A 21,016-nucleotide genomic window follows, 5' to 3' on the forward strand; every position below is an offset into this window, starting at 1 on the left:
TGGAAAACGCGGCACCGGCCGATGTTGCAGAGAGGGCGTAAATAATTGATCCGAGGCCGATTATGACGACATCTGCAACAAACGGCGTGAATGCCGTGCCGCCCGAAACGTCCGACACCGCCGCGGCATCCGGCGACGCGGCGCGCGTACCGTCGATCCTGCTGGTCGACGACGAACCGAACGTGCTGTCCGCGCTCAGGCGCGTGTTCCGGCCCACCGGCTACGACATCGTGACCGCCGACAGCGGCGAGGCCGCGCTCGGGATTTTGGCGTCGACGGAAATCGACCTGATCGTGTCCGACATGCGGATGCCGCACATGAGCGGCGCGGAATTCCTGGCGCGCGCGCGGGCGCTGTACCCGGACACGATGCGCATTCTGCTCACCGGCTATGCGGAGATCGCGTCGGTCATGCAGGCCGTCAACGAAGGCGGCGTGTATCGCTACCTGAACAAGCCGTGGGACGATCACGACCTGCTGCTGACGATCGAGCACGCGCTGGAGCAGCGCCGTCTGCGCGGCGAAGCGGCCCGGCTGGCGGCGCTGACGGAAGCGCAGAACGAAGCGCTGCGCCGTTTCAACACGGATCTCGAAACGCAGGTTCGCGCGCGCACCGAGGAGCTCGGCCAGACGGTGATGTTCCTCGAAGCGGCGCAGCGCGACCTGAAAAGCAGCTTCACGGCGATGGTTCAGGTGTGCGCAAGCATGATCGAGCTGCGCTGCGGGGCCGCGAGCGGGCATGCGATGCGCGTCGGCGAGATCGCGCGCCGGCTCGCGCTCGCCGACGGGATGAGCGAGCTGCATGCGCAGGACGTCTATTTCGCGGGGCTGTTGCACGGCATCGGCAAGCTGTCGCTGCCGGACGAATTGCTGCACAAGCCGCTCACGCGGATGACGACGGACGAGCACCGGGTGTTCCAGGAGCATCCGCTGCGCGCGCAGATGGTGCTGACGCCGGTCGCCCAGTTGCACAAGGTCGCGTCGATCGTGCTGCACCAGTACGAGCGCTTCAACGGCCGCGGCACGCCGGATGGGCTGGTCGGCGACGCGATCCCGGTCGGGTCGCGGATCGTCGCGATCGCGCGCGATTTCGAAGGGCTGCGCCACGGCGAAATCGGGGCGCCGCATTCGATCGAGCAGGCGATCGACGTGTTGCACTCGCAAGCAGGCGTGCGTTACGACCCGCAACTGGTCGCACGCTTCGTCGAGTTGATGCGGGATCCGGCGAGCCTCGGCATCGCGGCGTCCGTCGCGGAAATCCGGTCGGCTCAACTGCGCGAAGGAATGGAACTCGCCGACGATCTGCGCACGCATCGCGGCGTGTTGTTGATGACGAAGGGCAGCGTGATGTCCGCGCACCAGATCGAACTCGTGCGCCGCTTCGAAACGCGGGAGGGCACGCCGTTCGACATTCTCGTGCTGGCCCGTCCGGCGGGGCACGCGCACGCCCCCCACCCAGGCGCGCCGCCGGCCTGACGTCGAACGGCGGCCTGATGGCCGCGGTGCGCGCGAGCGCCCGCACCGAGGCGATGCAATCAACCCGTTCCGGGCGTCCGATCATGCATGGCATCTACAACGTTCCGCTCGTCCTGCTGTCGCTCGCGATCGCGACGCTGGCCTCCTATACGACGCTCGACCTCGCCGCGTTCATTTCGCTGCTCGACAATCCGAAGCTCAAGCGCGCGTGGCTGGGCGGTGGCGCGGCGGCGATGGGCACCGGCATCTGGTCGATGCATTTCGTCGGCATGCTCGCGTTTTCGTTGCCGGTGCCGCTCGGCTATGCATGGCAGGAAACCGGCGCCTCGCTGGCGATCGCGGTGCTGGTGTCGTATTTCGCGCTGAACGTCGTCACGCGCGCACGGCTGGGCTGGCGGCGGCTGTGCGCGGGCGGCGTGCTGATGGGCGGCGGGATCGCCGGCATGCACTACACGGGGATGGCCGCGATGCATATGGAGCCCGGCATTCGCTACGATGCGTTGCTGTTCGCCGCGTCGATCGGCATCGCGGTGATCGCGTCGACGGCCGCGCTGTGGATCGCGCAGGCGTTGCGCATGCAGCAGGCACGCTACGCGACCGCGCAGCGCATCGGCGCGGCCGTCATCATGGGCATCGCGATTACCGGCATGCACTACACGGCGATGGCGGCCGCGCATTTCGCGCCGGATGCGCGGTGCGGCGCCGCGAACGACGTCGACGCACCGTGGCTCGCGACGACGGTCGCGTTGTTCACGATGGCGACGCTGGTCGTCACGCTGCTGGTGTGCCGTTTCGATGCGCGCACAACGTTCCTGCGCGGGATGACCGACACGCTGGAGCGACTCGTGCGGTTGCGAACCGGCGAACTTGAACGCGCACTGCATCGCTACGAGCAGACGACGCAGATGCTGCAACGTACGCGCGAGAACATGGCGACCGAGATCGACGAACGCAAGGCCGCGCACGCGCTGCTCGAACAGGAGAAGGACGAACAGCGGCGCCTGCTGCATGCGCTCGAGGAAACGCACGAGCAATTGCTGCAGTCGGAAAAGCTCGCGTCGATCGGGCAGCTCGCGGCCGGTGTCGCGCACGAGATCAACAATCCGATCGGCTTCGTCAGCGCGAACCTCAATACGCTGAAGACGTGGGTGCGCAGCCTGCTCGACGTGGTCGCGGCGCATGAGGTCACGCTGCCGCAGCTCGATCCGGCCACCCGTGACGCGCTGACGGCCGTGCACCGTGTCGCGGATCTCGACTACGTCCGCGACGAGATCGCGATGCTGATCGACGAATCGATCGACGGCGCGCTGCGCGTGCGGCGCATCGTGCAGGATTTGCGCGATTTCTCGCGCCCGGCCAGCGACGAATGGAGCGTGGTCGATCTGCATGCGGGCCTCGAGAGCACGCTCAACGTCGTCCACAACGAGCTCAAGTACAAGGCCGACATCGTGCGCGATTACGGCGACGTCCCGCACGTCGAATGCTTGCCGTCGCAGTTGAACCAGGTCTTCATGAACCTGCTGGTCAACGCGGCGCAGGCGATTCCGGAGCGCGGCGTGATCACGATCCGCACGTCGAGCGATGGCGACCAGGTATCGATCGCGATCAGCGACACCGGCGCCGGCATGACGCCCGACGTCGTCCGGCGGATCTTCGATCCGTTCTTCACCACGAAACCGGTCGGGCAGGGCACGGGGCTCGGGCTGTCGGTATCGCACGGCATCGTCGAGCGTCATCGCGGCACCATCGACGTGACCAGCGAGCCGGGACGCGGCACGACCTTCCGGATACGGTTGCCGGTTCGGCGTGCCGGCGATCGTGCGAACGCGGCGGCGCTGGAGCAACGGGCATGACGACGCGATGGCGACGGGCGCGAGCGTCGCGCGTCACGCCAGTCGCTTGCGGCGCTGACGACGAAAGAAATGCCAGAACATCGCGGTCGCGTCCGGGCCGGTGGCGGAATGGAACGGCTCGCCCGGATCGCCGCCGCTCCATGCATGCGGCAGCCCGCGGACGATGCACACCCTGACGACCAGCCGTCCACCCTTCAGATAGTCGACGTAGTCCGCATCGTCCTGCGCGTAGCTGCGTTGCTCGCCGACGCGGATCGCACCGTGTTCGTCGACGATCCGATTGAGCCGCGCGAACGCGATGCCGAGCTGCGTCGCGTTCCGGTCGGTCACGACCGTATCGAGCCGGCCATGGACGATGAAGGCCGGCATGCCGGGATAGGCCGCGACGTCGGCGCACGCGTCGAGCGCGTGGATCGGATCGTCGCGGAGGCCGCGACGCATCAGGCTCATCGCGGCCATCGTCGACGACGGCGGCGCGATGGCCGGGCCGGAGTGCAGGCCGACGGCCGCGAAGCGGTCGGGATACCGGAGCGCCAGCGCCGCGGCGAGCCCGGCGCCGGCGGATAGGCCGGCCACGTAGATCCGGTCGCGATCGAAGCCGTGGCGCTGCGCGATGGCGTCGACCAGCGACGCGACGGACGCGGCTTCCGACTGGGTCGCGTCGCCATGCCAGTGCCAGCAACGGTGCGCATGGGCCGTCTTGGCCTGCTCGGGGAACAGCACGGCGAACCCCGAGCGCTCCGCGAGACGGCAGATGCGCGTGCCCGCGGCGAACGATTCGGCGGTTTGCTTGCAGCCATGCAGCATGACGACGGCCGGCATGCCCGCGGTTGCCGCCGGTGCGGCGGGAAGATACAGCGCGTACGCCAGATGGTTCACGAGCCGGCCGGCGCTCGGGCCGGCCGAATGAAACGAGCGAAGCCACGTGCCGGGCGGCCGGGCCGACGGGGCGCGTGCGGTGCCCGTCCGTTTGGCGGCGCGGGCGGGGGCCGCCGGCTTGGCGGGCCGTTGAGTGAGCTTGGTGGCGGGTTTTTTGGCGGCCGGCCGCGGCTTGCCGGCGCGCTTCTTCGGACGTCCACCGGCCGCCGCGGAAAACAGTTCAAGATGCCGCAACCAGAGGCTGGATTTTTTCCTGGGCATGTGCAATCTCGTGCCGGCGGCCGGCCGTGACAGGAAGCGGCGGCCGATCCCACCGTCGGATGGAGGTCGAACGGGCGCGAAGCAAGGTTCGTGCTGCCGGCGTCGCGGCAATTGAAAGGTGTGGCGCCCTGCGGAACCGGAATGACGCGGATCGATTATCGACGATAGTGGCCGCCCGACGTGACGGGCGTGCGAATCGAAGCCCGCTTCGGGCCTCGCCGTCATTCACGTGATATCTTGCGGTTCGACAGAAGCGTCCACCGTTCATTCCGTTGTGAGGGGCGACATGCGTCTTTCCGATTTCATCGTACGGAACATGGAACCGATCCTGGTGCAGTGGGAAGCGTTTGCTGCCACGCTGTTACCGGCCGCGAGGCACATGACCTCGCACGGACTACGCGACCACGCGCGCGAGATCCTGATCGCCGTCGCCAAGGACATCGCGACCCCGCAGACGAGGAAAGCGCAACACGAAAAATCGCTGGGGCGCGCACCCGAGCCGGCGAACGCCAGCGAGACGGCCGCGCAGACGCATGCCGTTTTGCGCGCCCAGCGGGGTTTCAACATCAACCAGTTGGCGGCCGAGTATCGGGCGCTGCGTGCCAGCGTGCTGCGCCTGTGGATCGACGCGTGTCAGCCGCGCCCGGTCGACATGGACGACATGATTCGCTTCAACGAAGCGATCGATCAGGCGCTGGCGGAATCCGTCTCGTTTTTTACCGAACAGGTCGAACAGGCTCGTAACTTGTTTCTCGGCATGCTGAGCCATGACATGCGCACGCCGCTGCAGACGATCCAGCTCACGGCGTCGTATCTTGCCGCGCTCAATGCGGGTGAGGAGGTATCGGAGGCCGCCGCTCGGCTGATCAGAAGCGGTGGTCGCATGCAGGGCCTTCTCGATGATCTCTGCGATTTCAATCGAACCCAGCTCGGGCTGGGCATCAACGTCGTTCCCCGTCCTATCGACCTCGCGCATGTGCTCGTCAATGTGGTGGACGAGCTGCGGGCAGGTCATCCGGATCGCGAAATCACCGTCGATATGCGTGGGGATCTCCGGGGCGAGTGGGACGACCAGCGCATGCAGCAGTTGCTGAGCAATCTGGTGAGCAATGCCGTCAAGTACGGTGCGCGCGATACACCGGTGCGGGTGGTGGCCGCGACGACGGGCGCCGACGTGGTCGTCGAGGTCGGCAACAGCGGGCCGGCGATCGATCCGCGCACGCTCGACCGTATTTTCGATCCGCTCGAGCGCGGGGAGGCTGATCGTTCGCGACGGACGGGGGATGATGCCGGTCTAGGGCTCGGGTTGTTTATCGCCAACGAAATCGCCAAGGCGCATCGCGGCCGGATTGATGCGCGGTCGGATCAGACGGAAACCGTTTTTACGGTGCGGTTGCCGAGGGGCATATGAGGCGGGGAGCGCGGGCAGGGGAATGATTCGCCGGGCTTGCGGTTGGCGGTGTGGCGAGAGGCCGCTATCGGCGAGGAAGCGCCATTCTTCGCGTAAGGGGATCTGACATTCGGGTGTCGGCTTTTCAAGGACTTACCGGCCGCTCGCGTACCAATGATGCGCGTCGTGCGGTCGCCCAAAGCGGATTAACTCGTCTCCGCCAAAAATCGACCAGGTCGCATGTCCGCTTCACTAGAGCGCCATCGGCTGAATTGCTTCCGGGCTGACATTGGTGCGGAACATCGGCCCGACGCCGATATGCTGCTTTGGACACTTACTCGCCGTCAGGCCAACCGGTGGCAGCGGCGATGCTGATCGCGCCAACCTGGCCGGGAAGTTCAGTCATGCGGCGGCTTCCGGGCGCCAGTCTGGCGATGCAATATCCTCCTGGTACCGTTTTTGGGGTCAAACACCAGACCTGACCGTCGGTTCCGACACAGACGCGGATGACCATGCCGGCGCGAGGCGATTTCAGGCAGTTGCGGCAGTTTGCCGATTGACGGCACTCGGCGAAGTGACCGGGGCCGTCCGGGTGAAGCCGCCAAAGGTCTCCTCGCGAGTTGACCGTCCACGCGCATCCGTCCGGTGCGCAAGCAATTTGTGTCGCCGCGATGGGTTCTGGCATCTCGTGCCAACACGTCGCCCCTGCGCCTCGTCTCCGAATCGGCTTTCCCCCCAAGCGTGCAAGGCCCCCCAACAACCACAGCGACTCATCGGGACCTTCACAGACGCCAACCGCGTCGAATTCGAGACCATTGGATTGCAGAATACGACCGTCGTCGCCAATCAAGTCCAGCCGGTGTCCTGCCAGCACCCATACGCCTGACCTTGCTGCAGCAATCGCAGCATGCTGTTCCAACTCGATCACCAGCTTCCAGGAAGCCCCGCCAGCAACGCGCAGCCAGACTCCCCATCTCGCGTGACATTCGTTTCGTGCCATGACCCAGGTCCTACCCTGCGCGGCAACCGTGACCTCCTCGGCATGCCATCCCTTCGGAAGGGACGACTCGGTGATTTTTCCCGTCGCCGTGACACGGAAGACTTCGCCAGAGCAACGAACGGCCCAGAGGAGGGGGTGGGAGGGCGTCCCGGTGAATCGATGTAACTCGTTTGGGGTCTGGCCAGATGAGACGGATTTCATCGAACGCACTCCTGTCGACGCAAGTCGCAGGGTCGCGGTGCCATGCATCACCTGCTCAGGTCGGAGTTGATGGTGCATCTAATAGTAGACAACGCAACGCTACATGGATACGCTCTTTGCGTGTTTCTATCGAGTAGCCACCACACTTATCGCATAAGGGGGCAACGATGGCGGCAGTCCGAATCCGGGGAACGTGGTATCTGTCATTGTCGGTTCACACCGACGACATCAAATCAACGCCGCTACGGGTCGGCGACGCACAATTAGTGGTGCAAACGGCTAATCGGACCGGCATTGGCGGCGAGCTGCACATCGGGGGCGAAAGCCTGGCGGTTGCTGGCAAGATCAAGCCCGGCAGTCCGGCTGTCGTCAGCATTACCGAAGCCGGCGCTGACGGGTTGCTTGTCCAGGACGGCGTGGAAGCCATCCTTTATATCCCGCCATGGTGGCCGAGCGTCAAATACCAGCACGATCTCATTACAGGAACGATGGTCGTGGGGGCGTCGTCGTCGCTCAGAAGCCCACGGCTCGCCCACAAAATCATTCTTGTTTCGGGCGTTCAGCCGTTCGAATGATCGCCTCGATTGCCAGGTACGAGATTCGACTCGCTCACTGGTTGGCGGCTTCGGTTGGCGCCCCGTACAAGTTCGGCGGCCGCGGGCCGACCGGCATCGATTGTTCGAGTCTGTTGATGCGTGCCATTCGCAAGAGCCTGCGGCTCACGGTTGCGCAGCTTCCATGGATGACTGCGGATCAAATGGCGAGAGGCCGCCAAGGCGTTACTGTACAAGCCACGGAGATGGTATCGGCGCAGCGCTGCCTGTTGGCTTTTTTCGACTGGGACGAAGACGGAATCCACGAACATGCCGCGGCGTGCCTGCCGGACGGATCGTGGATCTGGGCGTCTACGTCGGCAGGCAAGGTCATCCGGGTCGATCCTCGATCGACTTCGATTTGGGACCGTCAATGGCGTGAAATTGAGGGGGCGCTGGACGGGCGGCGAAGTACCCTGCGCATGGTCGACTGGCGTGCCTTGGGGGCAATCCGATAATGGAACGAGGATCCGTTCCCCTATGGATCTGGATGGATCTGTCCGCGGCATGCAATCTGGCGTGCCGCGACTGCTATACCAAGCATGTCCATACATCGCGCCTGCTCTCGACGGATCACTTCGCGCTCGTGCTCGAAAAATTGAATGCCGCCGGCGTCACGATCGAGAAACTCCATCTGAACTGGCGCGGTGAACCGCTGACAAACAAGCGATTTGGCGAATTTCTTCGCATCCGCAATACGACCGCTCCTGGCGTTCCACTCGAGTTCCACACTAACGGGCTCCTGCTTTCGCACGACACGTGTGCCGAGATTGTTCGGCAAACACGCGAAGGAGATCTCGCATACGTGTCCATAGACGGGGGTGGACGAGTCCTGCACGAAGCCAACCGGGGGCCCGGCACGTGGTTACCAACGCTGCGCGGCTTGGAAAGGCTGCTGGATGCGCGAGATGCCGCAGGCGAGCCGCATTTGAGCGTCGGAATCTACGAGATCACCTATCTGCGCGGCGCGATCTACGATCGTGAGCTTGTCGTCCTGTCCCGCAGGTGCGACGCATGGACCAGAGTCTGCCCTATTGACAGAGAAGGACGGGAAATACCCTTTGCGGCCGACGTCCTTCCTCAAGGAGCCTGTTTCTGGGCAGGCAACGCGATGTGCATCACGGTAACCGGCGATGTGCATGTCTGCATGCTCTCGTTCGATCGGAGTGGCGTCATTGGAAACATTTTCAGCGAAGAGGTCGACGACATCCTGCGCCGAGGTCAGGCGTTCCGGTCCAGTCTCGTCTCGTCAGGGCGCCGGGTCGTGCCGCACTGCCGCAACTGCTACAAGACCGAGGGCGCGATAGACGACTAATGGCGATGGTGAGCGAGGACGAAAGATGGGCCGAGAACAACTGCTGGCGCTCCATGGCGCGAAGAACGATCGACTGATCGGCATCGACGGGCGTGTCTACTACGACCTGACTTCCGGTTGGAACGTCACCAATGCCGGCTGGAACAACGAAGCGATCTTCACGGACTGGATCGAGGCCGCCAGAGCCCTCCCTTTCAGACCCTCGTGGTGCACGGATCCGAACCAGGAGCGGTTCAAGGAACAGCTCGGCAGCATCTTTCCCGGATACATTCCGATCCTGTCATGCAGCGGCAGTGAGGCGATCGACAACGCGCTCAAGGTCGCCCGCGTCATAACCGGCAGAGGGGGAGTCGCGTGCGTCGGCGACGCCTATCACGGAAGCACGCTCGGCGCGGCGCTCGCCGCGGGATATCCTGTCGACCACATTGATGCGCTGGGGCTCGATAATCGACGTTTCGCGCTGCCCGCTCCTGTTTCGGACGCGGACCTTGCAACGATCGAAGCGTTACTCACGCGAGAAGACAGCATAGGAGCGGTCGTGTTCGAAACCGTCCTCACCAACGCCGGGTGCCGTGTCGTACCGGACGCATTCCTGAATCTGCTTCAGCGCCTTTCGGACGAATTTGGCTTTCTGTTGGTCTGTGATGAAATCGGGACGGGTATGAACAGAACGGGGCATCCATGGTCATTCCAAGGCCGCCCCATTCGCCCGCACGTCATTACTTGCGGAAAGGCACTCACAAACGGGCTCTACCCGTTATCTCTCGCGCTCGTGGCAAACGATTTGCGATCCTTTTTGGACGAAGCTTCTTTCGCTTCCACTTACGGTGGGTCGCCGGCGGGCTGTGCAGCGGCGTTGTCGACCCTTGCATTCCACCAGGCCGCCGACCTGGGTAGCCGTGCGCTCGAACTGGCGAGTGCCGTGACCGCGATATTCGAATCCAACGGCCGAAAATTGGGGGGGCACTTCGACATCCATGGCGTAGGGCTATCGATGGCGGTCAACCTCGGGGGAGGCGATCCCGAATTTGCGCACGCGTCCCGACCAAAAAAAATCATCCAGTCACTGCTCGAGCGAGGTATCTTCGCTGTGCTTTCACCCGATGGACAGCAACTGATGATTACCCCGGCGTTGACGGCAGAACTGGAGCCGTTGATGGATACGCTGGATGTGGTCGCGGAAACGATCGTCGCGTCCCGCAGCGTTCGCTAGGTCCGTCACGGAAATCGATGCAATCCAGAGGCGGGATCATTCGATGACGATGTCTGCGTCTTTCGGATGCGCGCGCAGGCTCCACAGATGTCCCGGACCTGCTAGGAGATTGGCATACGTCGCCTGCCAGAGTTTCCCGGGATCGGCCTCTCGATATTTCAGAAATCTGGCGCGCCTTGCCTGCGGGGTCATGCCGCCCTTGTGCAGAATGCGAATGATGGTCCGGTGCATGTGCTCCCGGGAGATGTCGTCCGGAATCGGCTGGAAGTGCAGGCGCGCCGCAGGCAAACGCTGTCCGGCCCGGAAGCCGAACATTCGATACACCCAAAGTCGGTGCTGGTCGAAATGAGCCAAGTCCCCGATCATTCTGAGAACCTCGAACGCATAAGCGTGCCCCGGATTTGCGATTTCGGAGATCAGCGTTCGCAGAAGAGGCAGGTCGGGTTCCGCGATGAGTTCATCGGCGTCGAGCCAGACGATCCAGTCGGGTGCGTGGACGGCGCTAGCGTCTAGCAACCTTTGACGGTTCTCTGCGTCGTTCCATCCTGCACAGGACCATCGTCGCGGATTGCGCAGCACCTGAAGAACAAGTGCCTCCCGGCGCAGCAGGTCGAGCGTCTGGTCCGTACTTCCATCGTCCAGCGCGACGATGCCGGACGCGAAGCGCCGCACGTTATCGAAGTATGCCTGCAGGTGCTCCGCGCCGTTGCGAACGGGTAGTAGGCACAAGATGCGGGTAATCATGTGCGGTGAACCTGCCACGTCGATGCCGATCCCGGAAATCCCTTCTGTCGCCCGGATTGCCGCGTCAGGAGGGGGGGGCCGTTGATGCCGCATCCGCCTGGCGCGTCTCGCGCATCGATGCGATCATGCCTGCGATGTAAGTCGCGCAAACTACCGCCGACAGCGCCAGCGACAGCATCGCCGATACCACGATACCGATCTTCGCATGGCCCGTGATCGCCGCAAGCAGCACGAGATTCTCGTCGAGCGGCATCGCCGCGAAGAGAATGCGCGACAACTTGCGCAGCAGCGCAAACGGGCCGTCGCCTGGCACCCAGCTCGCGAGTTGCAGGTACAGGTAGTAGAACGTGCACCAGCCGGCCAAGGCAAACATTCCCCACGTCGCCATCGACGGGTTGCCGGACTGCACGGAGGCGCCGAGTGCCAGCCCGATCTGCAGTGCGACGAGCGTCACCCAATTCGAAAGCTGATCGAGCTGTCCGCCGAACGCGGACGCCCGGCCGCCGGCTCGCGCAACCTCACCATCCATGCAGTCGAACAGATACGCGACCGCGATAAGCGCCGCTGCCGCCATCATCGCGCCACGCTGCCCGTACGACATCAGGGTCGCGGCGGCGAGCGCCGCGAGCGCCCCGAGAAACGTCAGCAGGTTGGGGTGGACGTTCGCTTTCGCGAGGCGCCACGACAGGCGCGTCGACAGCCTGCGAATCGGCTTGTAGACGGGCGCCTGCTCCCGTTCGATCTGCTGACGCAAGAACGCCTGAAAAGTGCCCGAATCGGAGGTCATGATGAGCGTGCTCTCACAAGTGCGGCCTAGTTTCAACCAGGCCGCATCTTTCACTTGATCTCGCTTGCCTTGATCAACAAATTGCTTTGCGACTGCACACGCTCACGCAAACGGCCTACGTTGTTCGCGAACGAATCGGCACGCGACACGTGGGAGATCGACGTCGCCAATGACGCCGCGAGTGACGCCAGTGTGTTCGCGAGCGAGGCCTCGAGCACCTGCTTGAGCACTGCCTGATTGGGCGCGGGCCCCCTGCCGACGCGCGCGATCGCCTCCGAGAACGACCCGATCAGGGTCGACGCCTCCTTCTGGAACAAATCGAAATTCGCATGTACCACTTCGGGTTGCTTGCTCATCACTTGCTCTCCATGCCCCCGTAAAGTGGTCCGCTGATCAACGCGTCGGGGGCAAATGCCGCGTTGCGGGCCGATTATCTGGATTGAAATCGATCAGCGGTCCGTACTTACAACGCATCGAGCAAATGTTGCAGATCGAGGCGTACCGGATGATTGGCGAGCCGTTCGAGATTCACCTCCGCAACGAGTTCCGCGTATGCCGAGCGCGGGACGCCGGCCTCTGCGAGCGTCGCGGGCAGCGCCCATTCACGCAACTGCGCCTCCCATCGCTGCCGTGGCGTGCGTGCATTCGGCAACGCGAGGCGTGCCAGGATCGTCTCCTGATATTCGGCAATGCCCTTGCCGCGATGAACCGCACGCGCGTGTTCGGCGAGCACCGGCCCCATGAACAGGCCGACCGCATGACCGTGGGGGATACCGAACCGCGCCGTCAGAGCGTACGACAACGCATGTGCCGCGGTTGTGCGGGTGATCGCGATCGCGCGGCCGGACAGATGCGCAGCGTACATGACGGCGGCACGTGCGTTGGCGTCTCCCTTGCGAATCGCGTCGCCTAGATGCCTGCCACAGAGCGTCAGCGCATCGCTCGCATACGTGATGCTTTCCGCCGTCGCCGCGTTCGACCACATCGACTCGATGCCGTGGCAGATTGCGTCGACACCGGAGCAGGCCGTCTGGCGTGCGTCGAGGCTTCCCGTCAATCGCGCATCGACCACGGCGCGGTCCGGCATGGCGTCCTGATGGTCGACCGAATGCTTGATGCCTCCGACATAGAACGTCGCGAATGGCGTGACTTCGCTTCCCGTCCCGGCCGTGGTTGGCACCGCGATGCAAGCAGGAAGCCGTCGGGTAGACCCGCCGCGCATACGTAGCGCATCGGCGGCGCACAAGTGCGGACATGCGGCGATCCGTCTGACACCTTTCGCCGTATCGATGACAGCCCCGCCGCCTATCGCAAGAATCGCGTCCGCGCCGCTCGCCGCAAAGAACGCGCCGGCCATCTCGATCGATTCCAGCGTGGGGGAAGCGTCGGCGACGACGTAGTCGACGCGATCGCACGTCATGGCCCCGAGATGCAGCAATGCCTGCGCATCGCTCAGATCGAACGAGCGAGGGCCGCGAAGCACCGCGATCCGCCGTGCGACAAGTTCGCGAACAAGCTGCGGAACGTGCGCGGCGGCGCCCGGGAATACGAGCGACAGGTGTACGGACATGTCGTTCCACCTCTTTACACGGTTTCGCCGGTTCTTGGCGTCGCATCGGCCCGCGCGCCGGCATCGGCCACATTGCCGGCCACCACGGACAAAATGTCGTGCAGGCTCGCGCCCGCACGCGCGCATTCGTGCGCGCGTCCATGGCGCAATATGGACTCGGCGGCGGCCGTCATTGCTGGATACGCAGCGCGCAGCAGGTGATTGGCGTAAATCACGCCGTTTACGCCGGCAACCTCGAGGTCGTGCTCGCTGACGATGTCATAAGTTGACGGGATCGCAAAGATCGGCGTCCGCGCATCGGCGAGCCGGAACGCACGACAGAAGTCCAGTACCTCGACGGGTTGGTGGTTGCGGCTGTGGATCAATACCGCGTCGGCGCCCGCCTGCGCATACGCATGCGCGCGTTGAAGTGCATCATCAATCCCCGCGCCCAGGATGAAGCTTTCGATCCGTGCCACGATCATGAACGCGTCGTCAACCTGCGCATCCTTGCCGGCGGCAATCTTCTCGCAAAATTCCGCGATGTCGCTCTGGCTCTGGGCGGATACGCCGGACGACAAGGAATTGCGCTTGAGGCCAACCTTGTCTTCGATCACGACGGCCGACACGCCGACACGCTCGAGCGCACGCACCGTGAACACGAAATGCTCGGGCAGACCTCCGCTGTCCGCATCATAAACGAGTGGCTTCGTCGTCACGTCAAACATTTCGTTGATCGTTTGCAACCGCATCGACAGATCCACGACTTCGATGTCCGGCTTGCCGCGCACTGTCGAGTCCGTCAGGCTACTCGACCAGATCGCGTCGAATTCGCGAACGCCTCCACCGTCTCGAACCTGCGCGCGCTCGACGATCAGCGCAGCGAGCGGACTATGGGCCTCGAGCACGCGAATCAACGGGCGTACGCGCAGTGCGTGGCGCAAACGCGCTTGCCGCGCGCTCGGTGCAATACCGTTTCGGCGGATGCGTTGCTGGGCATAGGTCGACGATACGCCGTGCGTATAGGGTATTTCGATCAGTGTGCCGCTCCACTCACGCAACACCTCGACAACTTGTGCACGCGTATCGCGCTGTGCGCCTTCTCGCCAGTCATCGCCATGTACAACGAATTCGGGCCGAAGCTCGCGTAGATTGGGGCGGAAGTCGAGTGTCGTCTGCGGCACGACATCCTTGACCCAGACACTGCTCGCGACGACCGCACGCCGCTGCTCGAACGAGAAGAGCGGCATCCGCTTGTAGCTCGCAATTGCCTCGTCGGTCATCAATCCCACGATCACGTCGCCGTAAGTCGACGCATGATGCAGCACGTTCACGTGACCATCATGGAACACGTCCGCGCACATCGCGACATAGACGACCGGCCGCGGCCGCGTACCTTCGCCATTACATTCAGTATTGCTGCTCGCTCCAGAATCGGCGTCCATGCTTGACACTCCCTCTGTTGAACAACGTGTTGAATTCGTGTGCGAGTGCGGCGATCTCGGTGCCGGTCCAAAGTCCGGGAACTTCGATCAACCCCTGCTTGTACGACATTCTATAAAGCGGTGTGTCCGGGGCAACGAATCCTTGGCGCAAGCATTCCGTCAGCAGTTCCGAACCGACTATCGGCGTTGCCGTGAAAAACGATGCGCTGGTGAAGCCCGCGTTGCATGCGAAGCGATAGGTTTCGCGCATTTCGTCGATCGTTTCGCCATCGCAACCGAACATCGGCGGCATGCCGATGATGAAGAAGCCATGTACGTCGAGCCCGATATCTCGTGCGTATCTCACGAGATGACGCGTGCGCGCGAGATCGAGCGGCTTACGGATCAGCTCGGTCAGCACGCGCTGCACGCCGCTTTCGATCGCGAACGTGATTTGGTAACATCCCGCGTCGCGCATCAGATCGAGCAGGCCTTCATCCATGCGCCAAAGCGCGGTTCCTTGCGGCGTGCACCACGGAAGCTTGATGTCGGCCAGCGCACGAAACAACATGCGCGCATGCTCTTTGTCGTTCGTGATGTTGTCGTCCTGTATGTGATATTCGTCAATTCCGTAGTGCTCGACGAGCGAACGGATTTCATTCGTCACGTTCTCCGGACTGCGACGGCGCAGCTTGCCGCCCCAGAAGTTGGTCGTCGTGCAGAACGAGCATTTCGCGGTACATCCTCGGCTAGTGTAGAGCTGAGCCACACGCGATCCGACCGTATAGGGCGACTGATAGGCGCCGATTTCGAAGTAACGCTCCATGTTGTATAGGTGCCAGGCCGGATAGGGAATGACGTCGAGGTCGGCGATCGGGTCGCTCGAACATGCTCGCGCAACCTTGATGAGCGGCATCGACTTGTTCGAGAAGATCCGGTTGACGCTGCGCTGCCGCACGACGATGCCTTGCAGGCTCTCGAGTGGTCGTGCGCCGTTCGCCCAGTCGAGGAATTCCACGATCGTGTTTTCCGATTCGCCGAGAAAAACCGCGTCGGCGTCAAGCGACTCGAGATACTGCTCCGGAAAATACCGTGCGTGGGCACCCCCCGTGATCAGAAGCGCGTCGGGAACCGTATCGCGCGCGATACGGAAGATTTCCTCGATGATGTCGGACTGGTTCGAGAAAATGCTGGACACGCCGATCACGTCCGGCTCCCACCGGCGCAACGCGTCGCGGATCGACCGGGCACCGAGACCGTAGCGAACGAACTCGCCCGCGTTGTCGACGGGTTCAATCTGATCGTAGCCCTCAACCAGGCAGTCTAGCAGCCGTACGTCATAGCCATTGCGCTCGAGCATCGCACCGAGATAGCCCAGTCCCAATGGATAGGTGCAGCGAGGCAGGTCGCCACGGTACAGGATCGCCCCGGGGGACACCAGCATCACACGCTGAAAACGTCGGGAATCCTTCGCCGACAGCGCGGTTTCGAGGCCCCGGTAGACAACGTCCGACCGTTGCGCGGGGTCAAGAAACTCGACCCTGATGTTGCCGACGAAGCGTGTCATCGCATGGCTCCTTCGGGACCGAAATCGAACAGTCGGAACGCGTAGCCGTCGCCGTGCGATGCCATGCCCGCGATCTTTTCCGCGTAATAGCGGTCGCGAAAATCGCCCTCGTCGGCGCAATTGAACGTGAGAAAAAGATGTGGGACAACATGTCCCGTTCGGTTTGCATATGTCCGATGCGCCGCATAGCCGTCAAATAGCAGTCCGTCGCCTGCGTCTACATCGAGTGATTGCGGGCAAAGCGACGCGAAGAATGCGTCGTCGAGTTGACCGTTCAGATTCGGATAAAGAAAGCCGGGCGACGCCCCGGTCGCGAATTCAAAGCCACCGCTGTCAGGCTGCGACGCCTCAATCAGCACAGCAACGGTCGCGTAGTGCGACGCATAGCGATTCCAGCCCGCGGCGGCGTCCTGATGCGCCCTAAAGCCTGGCGAGGCCGGGTAGCGGAAATTGATCTTGTCCTTGAATAGCAGGCAGGGACGCTCGAACAGCGCTCGCGCGAGCGCATTGCAGCGCGCATGCAGATCGATCCCGGTCCGCTCGGCGAAATCTTCCACAAAGCGCTCGATACGTACGAGACGCCGGCCTTGGGCACTATCCTCCCGATACGCGATCAGCGGCAGGCGATGCACGGGCGCGTCGAGCAGAGACTGGCAATATGCACGCGCGGCGCCGAGCTCTCGATCACCAACGAGAATGTGTTTCACCAACATCCACGGCTGACCAGGCGTATTCATTTTTCTTCGCCGACATCAGTAGGCCACGCTTCGTTGACTATGCGTTTGCGAACGACTCAAACGCCCCCGTCCTTTCAATGCACATCGTGTCGCTTCACTCGATACGCACATTGAATGCGCATCCCGAGCAATTCGCAATCTACTTCGGATAATCGATCGAAGTCTTCGGTTCACACGACTCAGTTGGCCAATCGACAATCTGAGTCTTTATCGAATCAGCGATCACGAGCGTGCCGCGCTCGATTCATATTAGGTAGACAAACAGGATTGTCAACCGATGAATCGGGAGTTTTTAAGTGACTGTTTCGCTAAAAGCGAATGGTCGAAAAGCATCGATGACTCGCCTACCCGCTTGATGGTGCGGACGGCAGTTTCATCGTGAAAGCAGTCGTTGCACTAGCGGCAATGCGAAAGTCCGCTTCGGGTCGGCAGCGGTCATCGACGCCGCCTTCTTTCCGCGTCGGCAACGGCTCGTAAGCTACCGTTCGCACCTCGCCGCAATAGTCATTCAGCGTCGCAGCCATTCAACCGGGCACATGGCGGAACGTCACTCCTGTACGAAGCATGCGGCCGACGCGCGTTGCCCACCGACGCGACGCGGTACATCGCTGCGCCGGCGGGCATGCTGCCGTCAATGCACGTCAATAAACCGCGAATCGATATACGCATCGACGTCCTGCGACTGCTTGTACACGGCGTTACGCACGTTGAATGCATTCGCATTTCGCGTCGAGCCGTAGATCGAATCGAGCCCGTCTCCCTTGCGGAACGCACGCTTCGCGGCCGCTTCGTCGAGCAGGTGCGTGCCCTTCAGCAACGGAAGGTATTGCGCCGGTGCGAGCCCGACGCGCGCCGACATGATCTTGACCGCATCGGCTTGCGTCTTCGGATCGTTGATGTACGCGACGCAGCGATACCAGACCTTGACCACCTTCGCCCAATCGGCGCGGCGCGCGGCGAGGCTCGCCGGCGCGACCGTGATCGCATCGTAGATCAGCCCCGGCGCATCCGCCGACGTGAAGATCGCGCGTGCGCCCGGCGCGCGCTTCAACGCCTCGCCGGCATTCGGTTGCCACGCCGCTACCGCCGCGATGTCGGCCGACGAACCGAGCACCTGCGGCAGCTCGTTGGTTTTCGCATTCACGAGCGTGACGTCGCTGTCCTTGAGCCCATGCTTCTGCAGTGCGGTTTCGAGCAGCAGGTGGTCGACGAGGCCGAGCTCGACGCCGACCTTCTTGCCCTTCAGCGCCTCGACGGTGCGCAGCGGCGGCTTCGCGACGATCATGTCGTTGCCGGCCGAATAGTCGGTCAGCAGGATCATCACGTTCTTCGCGCCGGATGCGCCCGTCACGAGCGCATCGCCGTTGGTCGCCGCGACCGCGTCCAGCTTGCCTGCGGAAAACGCGTCGAGCGACGCCGAATAATCGAACCACTCGAAATCGACGTCGACGCCGGCCTCCTTGAACCAGCCCTTGTCGAGCGCGACCTGGAACGCGACCCAGCCGGGCCAGTCGCTGTAGCCGATCTTCAGCGGTGCGGCCGCGTGCGCGGTAGGCGCCACCCATAGCGCGGCGGCCGTGGCGGCGGCGCCCAATGCATGACGGATGAAACGGAAGGACGACAGGCGGCGGAACGCCGGGGCGGGACGGGTCATCGTTGTTCTCCAGGAGACCGGGATCGGGATCGTCGATACGGATCGTGCGCGAACACACGTTCCGGCTGCGTGACCGGTTCCTGCGGATGCGGAACGAACGAAGCGGCCACGGAGAGGCGCGACGGCCGTTGCCATCGCCGATCTCCCGGGCTTTTGTCCCGCCGTGTAGCACGCGTGCATCCGGTCTCGCGATCGGATGAACCCGCGCCGGGCTGCTCTCGGACCAGACGTTCGATGAACCGGAACCCTAGCACCCCTAAGATGCGACGCCTCCGCACCTCTCGGCGTCATGCCGAGCGAGAAGCGTGCCAACGGCGCGCGGCAATGCGATTCAACGGCGGCGCAGGGTGCGCTGAAGTTCGATGAAGCGGGCGGCGAACAGCGCGTGCAGCGCGCGTCGGAGCAGGTCGAGCTTGTTCATGAAGGAGAGGGGATGAGGTGGCGGTGCGTGAATTCAGCAATGCCCATGCCATCGCGGATCGCACGGTGCGAGAGCACGCGACGCGCACTGCACCGGTGCGCGGTTGCGTGCGCATGGTGCGCCGCACGCCCGCCGCGAGGGCAAGCTCATGCGTGCGCCATTCGCTTGCCGCGCGCCATCGCGCCGCCGGGCCGCGTCGTACGGCCAACGGGCTGCGGCTGGCATGCAACTCGCTTATTCGATGCCCGAGAGGTGCGAAGCAATTTGCATCATCTTCAGGATCGCTAGGGTTCCGGTCGTGCGGCGTGCGCCGCGCGATGTCTGGTCCGAGAGCAATCCGGTCTTGCCTTCGCCTCGACGAGAGGAAACGGCGAGGCTCCACGGAGGGATAAAAGCCCGGGAGGTCGCGATGTCGTTCGGTCGCCCTCTCACGCCTTTTGTCCAACCGACCCCGGAGCCGCCATGTCGCCGAGCCCCCAAGCCATTCTTGCCCCGCCGCCACACGTCGCGTGGGAAACGCTGATTCCCGCCGGAACCCACTGGTCCGGCATCCTCCGCCGCGGTCTCGCGCTGCGCATCGTCGATATCGACGGCGGCGCGAACCTGTCCGCCGTCTTCCATCGTCAGGAAGACCTGCTCGAACGCTACAACATGGCCGATACGCTGAAGGCGCAGCACACCGCGCATCTCACGCGCGGCCATGCGCTGTATACGGACATGGGGCGCGTGATCGCATCGATCACGGCCGACACGCTCGGCTGGCACGACCCGCTCGGCGGCGTCGGCGATGCGCGGCTGTTCGCGCACAAGTACGGCACGTCGTCGTATCAGATCGATCGCAACGCGATGATCCGCAACGGCCGCGACAGCCTCGTGCTCGAGCTCGCGAAATACGGGCTGTCGGCGCGCGACCTCGCCGCGAACGTCAACTTCTTCAGCAAGCTGGATACGCGCGACGACGGCGCACTCGATTTCGTCGCCGGCCATTCGCCGGCCGGCAGCGCGTTCGACCTGCGCTTCGAGATGAATACGCTCGCGGCGTTCTCGACCGCGCCGCATCCGCTCGATCCGCGTCCGGACTACGCGCCGAAAGCCGTGAAGCTGATCGCGTACCGCGCGTATCCGGTTGATGGCGCGGCGCCCGAGGATGACCCTTGCCGGCGTGCATGCGCGGAGAACACGCGCGGCTTCGCCAACACCGACCGTCTGTTCGCATGAGGAGCGAGACCATGCCGATCATCGAAAGCCGACTCGACCCGCGCGACGCGATCCACGACACCACGCTGAACGCGGGCGACCCGTGGCTGCACGACCTGAAGCGCGGGCAGACCTTCCGCATTCTCGATCTCGACGGCAACCAGGCCGTCGACACGCTGTTCTATAGCACCGACGATCCCGAGGAACGCTACAGCGCGCAGGACACGATCCGCGCGCAGCGCAACCTGTACCTGAGCGCGGGCAGCGTGCTCGTGTCGAGCCGCGGCAACCCGATGGCGACGATCGTCGCGGACACGTGCGGCCGTCACGATACGCTCGGCGGCGCGTGCGCGGCCGAGAGCAACACGGTGCGCTATGCGCTCGACAAGCGTTACATGCACAACTGCCGCGACAGCTTCCTCAACGCGATCGCGCACTGCACGTGCGGCGCCGGCGCGCGGCTGACCAAGCGCGACCTGGTCGGCAACGTCAACTTCTTCATGAACGTGCCGGTCACGCCGCTCGGCGGCCTCACGTTCGAGGACGGCATCTCCGCGCCCGGCAAGTACGTCGAGATGCGCGCGGAGATGGACGTCACGGTGCTGATCTCGAACTGCCCGCAACTCAACAATCCGTGCAACGGTTACAACCCGACGCCCGTGCGCCTCATGATCTGGGAGGCGCAATGAACTACCCCCACGCTCACTTGCTTTGCATGGGGCCGGAGTACGCGCTGCAGCGCTACTCCGGGCCGAC

19 protein-coding genes and 2 riboswitches are annotated in these 21,016 nt (G+C 63.6%); of the genes, 9 read left to right on the forward strand and 10 right to left on the reverse strand.

The window, feature by feature from the left end; translation table 11 throughout:
• Positions 1 to 62 precede the first annotated feature (62 nt).
• Positions 63 to 1,475: an HD domain-containing phosphohydrolase gene (locus J8I33_RS11555; RefSeq protein ID WP_209935671.1), complete on the forward strand. Its 1,413-nt coding sequence runs from the start codon at positions 63 to 65 to the stop codon at positions 1,473 to 1,475.
• A gap of 83 nt (positions 1,476 to 1,558) precedes the next feature.
• Positions 1,559 to 3,328: a histidine kinase gene (locus J8I33_RS11560; protein ID WP_209935674.1), complete on the forward strand. Its 1,770-nt coding sequence runs from the start codon at positions 1,559 to 1,561 to the stop codon at positions 3,326 to 3,328.
• A 33-nt stretch (positions 3,329 to 3,361) separates the two neighbouring features.
• On the opposite strand, the gene J8I33_RS11565 is transcribed toward J8I33_RS11560, so the two are convergent.
• On the reverse strand, positions 3,362 to 4,468 hold the full coding sequence (locus tag J8I33_RS11565; protein ID WP_209935677.1) for a PHB depolymerase family esterase: 1,107 nt from the start codon (positions 4,466 to 4,468) through the stop codon (positions 3,362 to 3,364).
• Between the two features lie 286 nt (positions 4,469 to 4,754).
• Between J8I33_RS11565 and J8I33_RS11570 the strand changes: the two genes are divergently transcribed.
• The gene (locus tag J8I33_RS11570) at positions 4,755 to 5,879 is read left to right on the forward strand and encodes a sensor histidine kinase (RefSeq protein WP_209935680.1); all 1,125 of its coding nucleotides are present in this window, start codon (positions 4,755 to 4,757) and stop codon (positions 5,877 to 5,879) included.
• A gap of 313 nt (positions 5,880 to 6,192) precedes the next feature.
• Here J8I33_RS11570 and J8I33_RS11575 read toward each other — a convergent pair whose 3' ends face one another.
• Positions 6,193 to 6,858: a hypothetical protein gene (locus J8I33_RS11575; protein ID WP_124637496.1), complete on the reverse strand. Its 666-nt coding sequence runs from the start codon at positions 6,856 to 6,858 to the stop codon at positions 6,193 to 6,195.
• A gap of 407 nt (positions 6,859 to 7,265) precedes the next feature.
• Between J8I33_RS11575 and J8I33_RS11580 the strand changes: the two genes are divergently transcribed.
• Genes J8I33_RS11580 through J8I33_RS11595 form a run of 4 tightly spaced genes read left to right on the forward strand, consistent with a single transcriptional unit; the run spans position 7,266 to position 10,180 of the window.
• Positions 7,266 to 7,634, forward strand: coding sequence for a hypothetical protein (locus J8I33_RS11580; RefSeq protein ID WP_204384782.1), 369 nt, complete (start codon positions 7,266 to 7,268; stop codon positions 7,632 to 7,634).
• Positions 7,631 to 8,110: an NlpC/P60 family protein gene (locus J8I33_RS11585; protein WP_185722556.1), complete on the forward strand. Its 480-nt coding sequence runs from the start codon at positions 7,631 to 7,633 to the stop codon at positions 8,108 to 8,110. Before J8I33_RS11580 ends, J8I33_RS11585 begins: the two co-directional genes overlap by 4 nt.
• A gap of 32 nt (positions 8,111 to 8,142) precedes the next feature.
• On the forward strand, positions 8,143 to 8,967 hold the full coding sequence (locus J8I33_RS11590; protein ID WP_185722558.1) for a radical SAM protein: 825 nt from the start codon (positions 8,143 to 8,145) through the stop codon (positions 8,965 to 8,967).
• A 25-nt stretch (positions 8,968 to 8,992) separates the two neighbouring features.
• Entirely contained in the window at positions 8,993 to 10,180 is a 1,188-nt protein-coding gene (locus J8I33_RS11595) for an aminotransferase class III-fold pyridoxal phosphate-dependent enzyme (RefSeq protein ID WP_209935683.1), read from the forward strand.
• A 36-nt stretch (positions 10,181 to 10,216) separates the two neighbouring features.
• On the opposite strand, the gene J8I33_RS11600 is transcribed toward J8I33_RS11595, so the two are convergent.
• From J8I33_RS11600 to J8I33_RS11635, 8 genes are all read right to left on the reverse strand, one after another.
• A complete protein-coding gene (locus J8I33_RS11600) occupies positions 10,217 to 10,924 on the reverse strand; it encodes a glycosyltransferase family 2 protein (protein WP_185722560.1) in 708 nt (235 codons plus the stop codon).
• 64 nt (positions 10,925 to 10,988) lie between these two features.
• Positions 10,989 to 11,711: a CDP-alcohol phosphatidyltransferase family protein gene (locus tag J8I33_RS11605; protein ID WP_124630103.1), complete on the reverse strand. Its 723-nt coding sequence runs from the start codon at positions 11,709 to 11,711 to the stop codon at positions 10,989 to 10,991.
• A gap of 50 nt (positions 11,712 to 11,761) precedes the next feature.
• A complete protein-coding gene (locus tag J8I33_RS11610) occupies positions 11,762 to 12,067 on the reverse strand; it encodes a hypothetical protein (RefSeq protein ID WP_124630104.1) in 306 nt (101 codons plus the stop codon).
• A 107-nt stretch (positions 12,068 to 12,174) separates the two neighbouring features.
• The gene (locus tag J8I33_RS11615; protein WP_185722562.1) at positions 12,175 to 13,281 is read right to left on the reverse strand and encodes a phosphonoacetaldehyde reductase; all 1,107 of its coding nucleotides are present in this window, start codon (positions 13,279 to 13,281) and stop codon (positions 12,175 to 12,177) included.
• Between the two features lie 14 nt (positions 13,282 to 13,295).
• Entirely contained in the window at positions 13,296 to 14,705 is a 1,410-nt protein-coding gene (gene aepX, locus J8I33_RS11620; protein WP_124630106.1) for a phosphoenolpyruvate mutase, read from the reverse strand.
• Positions 14,671 to 16,251, reverse strand: a complete 1,581-nt coding sequence (locus J8I33_RS11625) for a cobalamin-dependent protein (RefSeq protein WP_209924254.1) — start codon at positions 16,249 to 16,251, stop codon at positions 14,671 to 14,673. The genes aepX and J8I33_RS11625 overlap by 35 nt, the downstream gene beginning before the upstream one ends.
• Positions 16,248 to 16,988 carry a phytanoyl-CoA dioxygenase family protein gene (locus J8I33_RS11630; RefSeq protein ID WP_209924255.1) on the reverse strand — a complete coding sequence of 247 codons (741 nt, stop codon included), beginning with the start codon at positions 16,986 to 16,988 and terminating at the stop codon, positions 16,248 to 16,250. Before J8I33_RS11630 ends, J8I33_RS11625 begins: the two co-directional genes overlap by 4 nt.
• 631 nt (positions 16,989 to 17,619) lie before the next feature.
• Positions 17,620 to 18,642, reverse strand: coding sequence for an ABC transporter substrate-binding protein (locus tag J8I33_RS11635; RefSeq protein ID WP_209935686.1), 1,023 nt, complete (start codon positions 18,640 to 18,642; stop codon positions 17,620 to 17,622).
• A 140-nt stretch (positions 18,643 to 18,782) separates the two neighbouring features.
• Positions 18,783 to 18,904, reverse strand: a riboswitch (guanidine-I (ykkC/yxkD leader).
• A gap of 432 nt (positions 18,905 to 19,336) precedes the next feature.
• Positions 19,337 to 19,468, forward strand: a riboswitch (guanidine-I (ykkC/yxkD leader).
• A 57-nt stretch (positions 19,469 to 19,525) separates the two neighbouring features.
• On the opposite strand from J8I33_RS11635, the gene J8I33_RS11640 reads away from it, so the two are divergent.
• Both J8I33_RS11640 and J8I33_RS11645 read left to right on the forward strand, forming a co-directional pair.
• Positions 19,526 to 20,281, forward strand: a complete 756-nt coding sequence (locus J8I33_RS11640; RefSeq protein WP_209935689.1) for an urea amidolyase associated protein UAAP1 — start codon at positions 19,526 to 19,528, stop codon at positions 20,279 to 20,281.
• Positions 20,282 to 20,292: 11 nt separating this feature from the next.
• A complete protein-coding gene (locus tag J8I33_RS11645) occupies positions 20,293 to 20,949 on the forward strand; it encodes an urea amidolyase associated protein UAAP2 (protein WP_209935695.1) in 657 nt (218 codons plus the stop codon).
• The last annotated feature ends 67 nt before the right edge of the window (positions 20,950 to 21,016 follow it).

Source organism: Burkholderia sp. AcTa6-5 (assembly GCF_017815075.1).
In the GTDB taxonomy this organism is placed as follows: domain Bacteria; phylum Pseudomonadota; class Gammaproteobacteria; order Burkholderiales; family Burkholderiaceae; genus Burkholderia; species Burkholderia sola.

Excerpts from the sequence above, each read along its gene's own strand:
- J8I33_RS11555 (WP_209935671.1), top strand. The coding sequence starts at position 63 with ATGACGACATCTGCAACAAACGGCGTGAATGCCGTGCCGCCCGAAACG.
- J8I33_RS11560 (WP_209935674.1), top strand. The coding sequence starts at position 1,559 with ATGCATGGCATCTACAACGTTCCGCTCGTCCTGCTGTCGCTCGCGATC.
- J8I33_RS11565 (WP_209935677.1), bottom strand. The coding sequence starts at position 4,468 with ATGCCCAGGAAAAAATCCAGCCTCTGGTTGCGGCATCTTGAACTGTTT.
- J8I33_RS11570 (WP_209935680.1), top strand. The coding sequence starts at position 4,755 with ATGCGTCTTTCCGATTTCATCGTACGGAACATGGAACCGATCCTGGTG.
- J8I33_RS11575 (WP_124637496.1), bottom strand. The coding sequence starts at position 6,858 with ATGGCACGAAACGAATGTCACGCGAGATGGGGAGTCTGGCTGCGCGTT.
- J8I33_RS11585 (WP_185722556.1), top strand. The coding sequence starts at position 7,631 with ATGATCGCCTCGATTGCCAGGTACGAGATTCGACTCGCTCACTGGTTG.
- J8I33_RS11590 (WP_185722558.1), top strand. The coding sequence starts at position 8,143 with ATGGATCTGTCCGCGGCATGCAATCTGGCGTGCCGCGACTGCTATACC.
- J8I33_RS11595 (WP_209935683.1), top strand. The coding sequence starts at position 8,993 with ATGGGCCGAGAACAACTGCTGGCGCTCCATGGCGCGAAGAACGATCGA.
- J8I33_RS11600 (WP_185722560.1), bottom strand. The coding sequence starts at position 10,924 with ATGATTACCCGCATCTTGTGCCTACTACCCGTTCGCAACGGCGCGGAG.
- J8I33_RS11605 (WP_124630103.1), bottom strand. The coding sequence starts at position 11,711 with ATGACCTCCGATTCGGGCACTTTTCAGGCGTTCTTGCGTCAGCAGATC.
- J8I33_RS11610 (WP_124630104.1), bottom strand. The coding sequence starts at position 12,067 with ATGAGCAAGCAACCCGAAGTGGTACATGCGAATTTCGATTTGTTCCAG.
- J8I33_RS11615 (WP_185722562.1), bottom strand. The coding sequence starts at position 13,281 with ATGTCCGTACACCTGTCGCTCGTATTCCCGGGCGCCGCCGCGCACGTT.
- aepX (WP_124630106.1), bottom strand. The coding sequence starts at position 14,705 with ATGGACGCCGATTCTGGAGCGAGCAGCAATACTGAATGTAATGGCGAA.
- J8I33_RS11625 (WP_209924254.1), bottom strand. The coding sequence starts at position 16,251 with ATGACACGCTTCGTCGGCAACATCAGGGTCGAGTTTCTTGACCCCGCG.
- J8I33_RS11630 (WP_209924255.1), bottom strand. The coding sequence starts at position 16,988 with ATGAATACGCCTGGTCAGCCGTGGATGTTGGTGAAACACATTCTCGTT.
- J8I33_RS11635 (WP_209935686.1), bottom strand. The coding sequence starts at position 18,642 with ATGACCCGTCCCGCCCCGGCGTTCCGCCGCCTGTCGTCCTTCCGTTTC.
- J8I33_RS11640 (WP_209935689.1), top strand. The coding sequence starts at position 19,526 with ATGTCGCCGAGCCCCCAAGCCATTCTTGCCCCGCCGCCACACGTCGCG.
- J8I33_RS11645 (WP_209935695.1), top strand. The coding sequence starts at position 20,293 with ATGCCGATCATCGAAAGCCGACTCGACCCGCGCGACGCGATCCACGAC.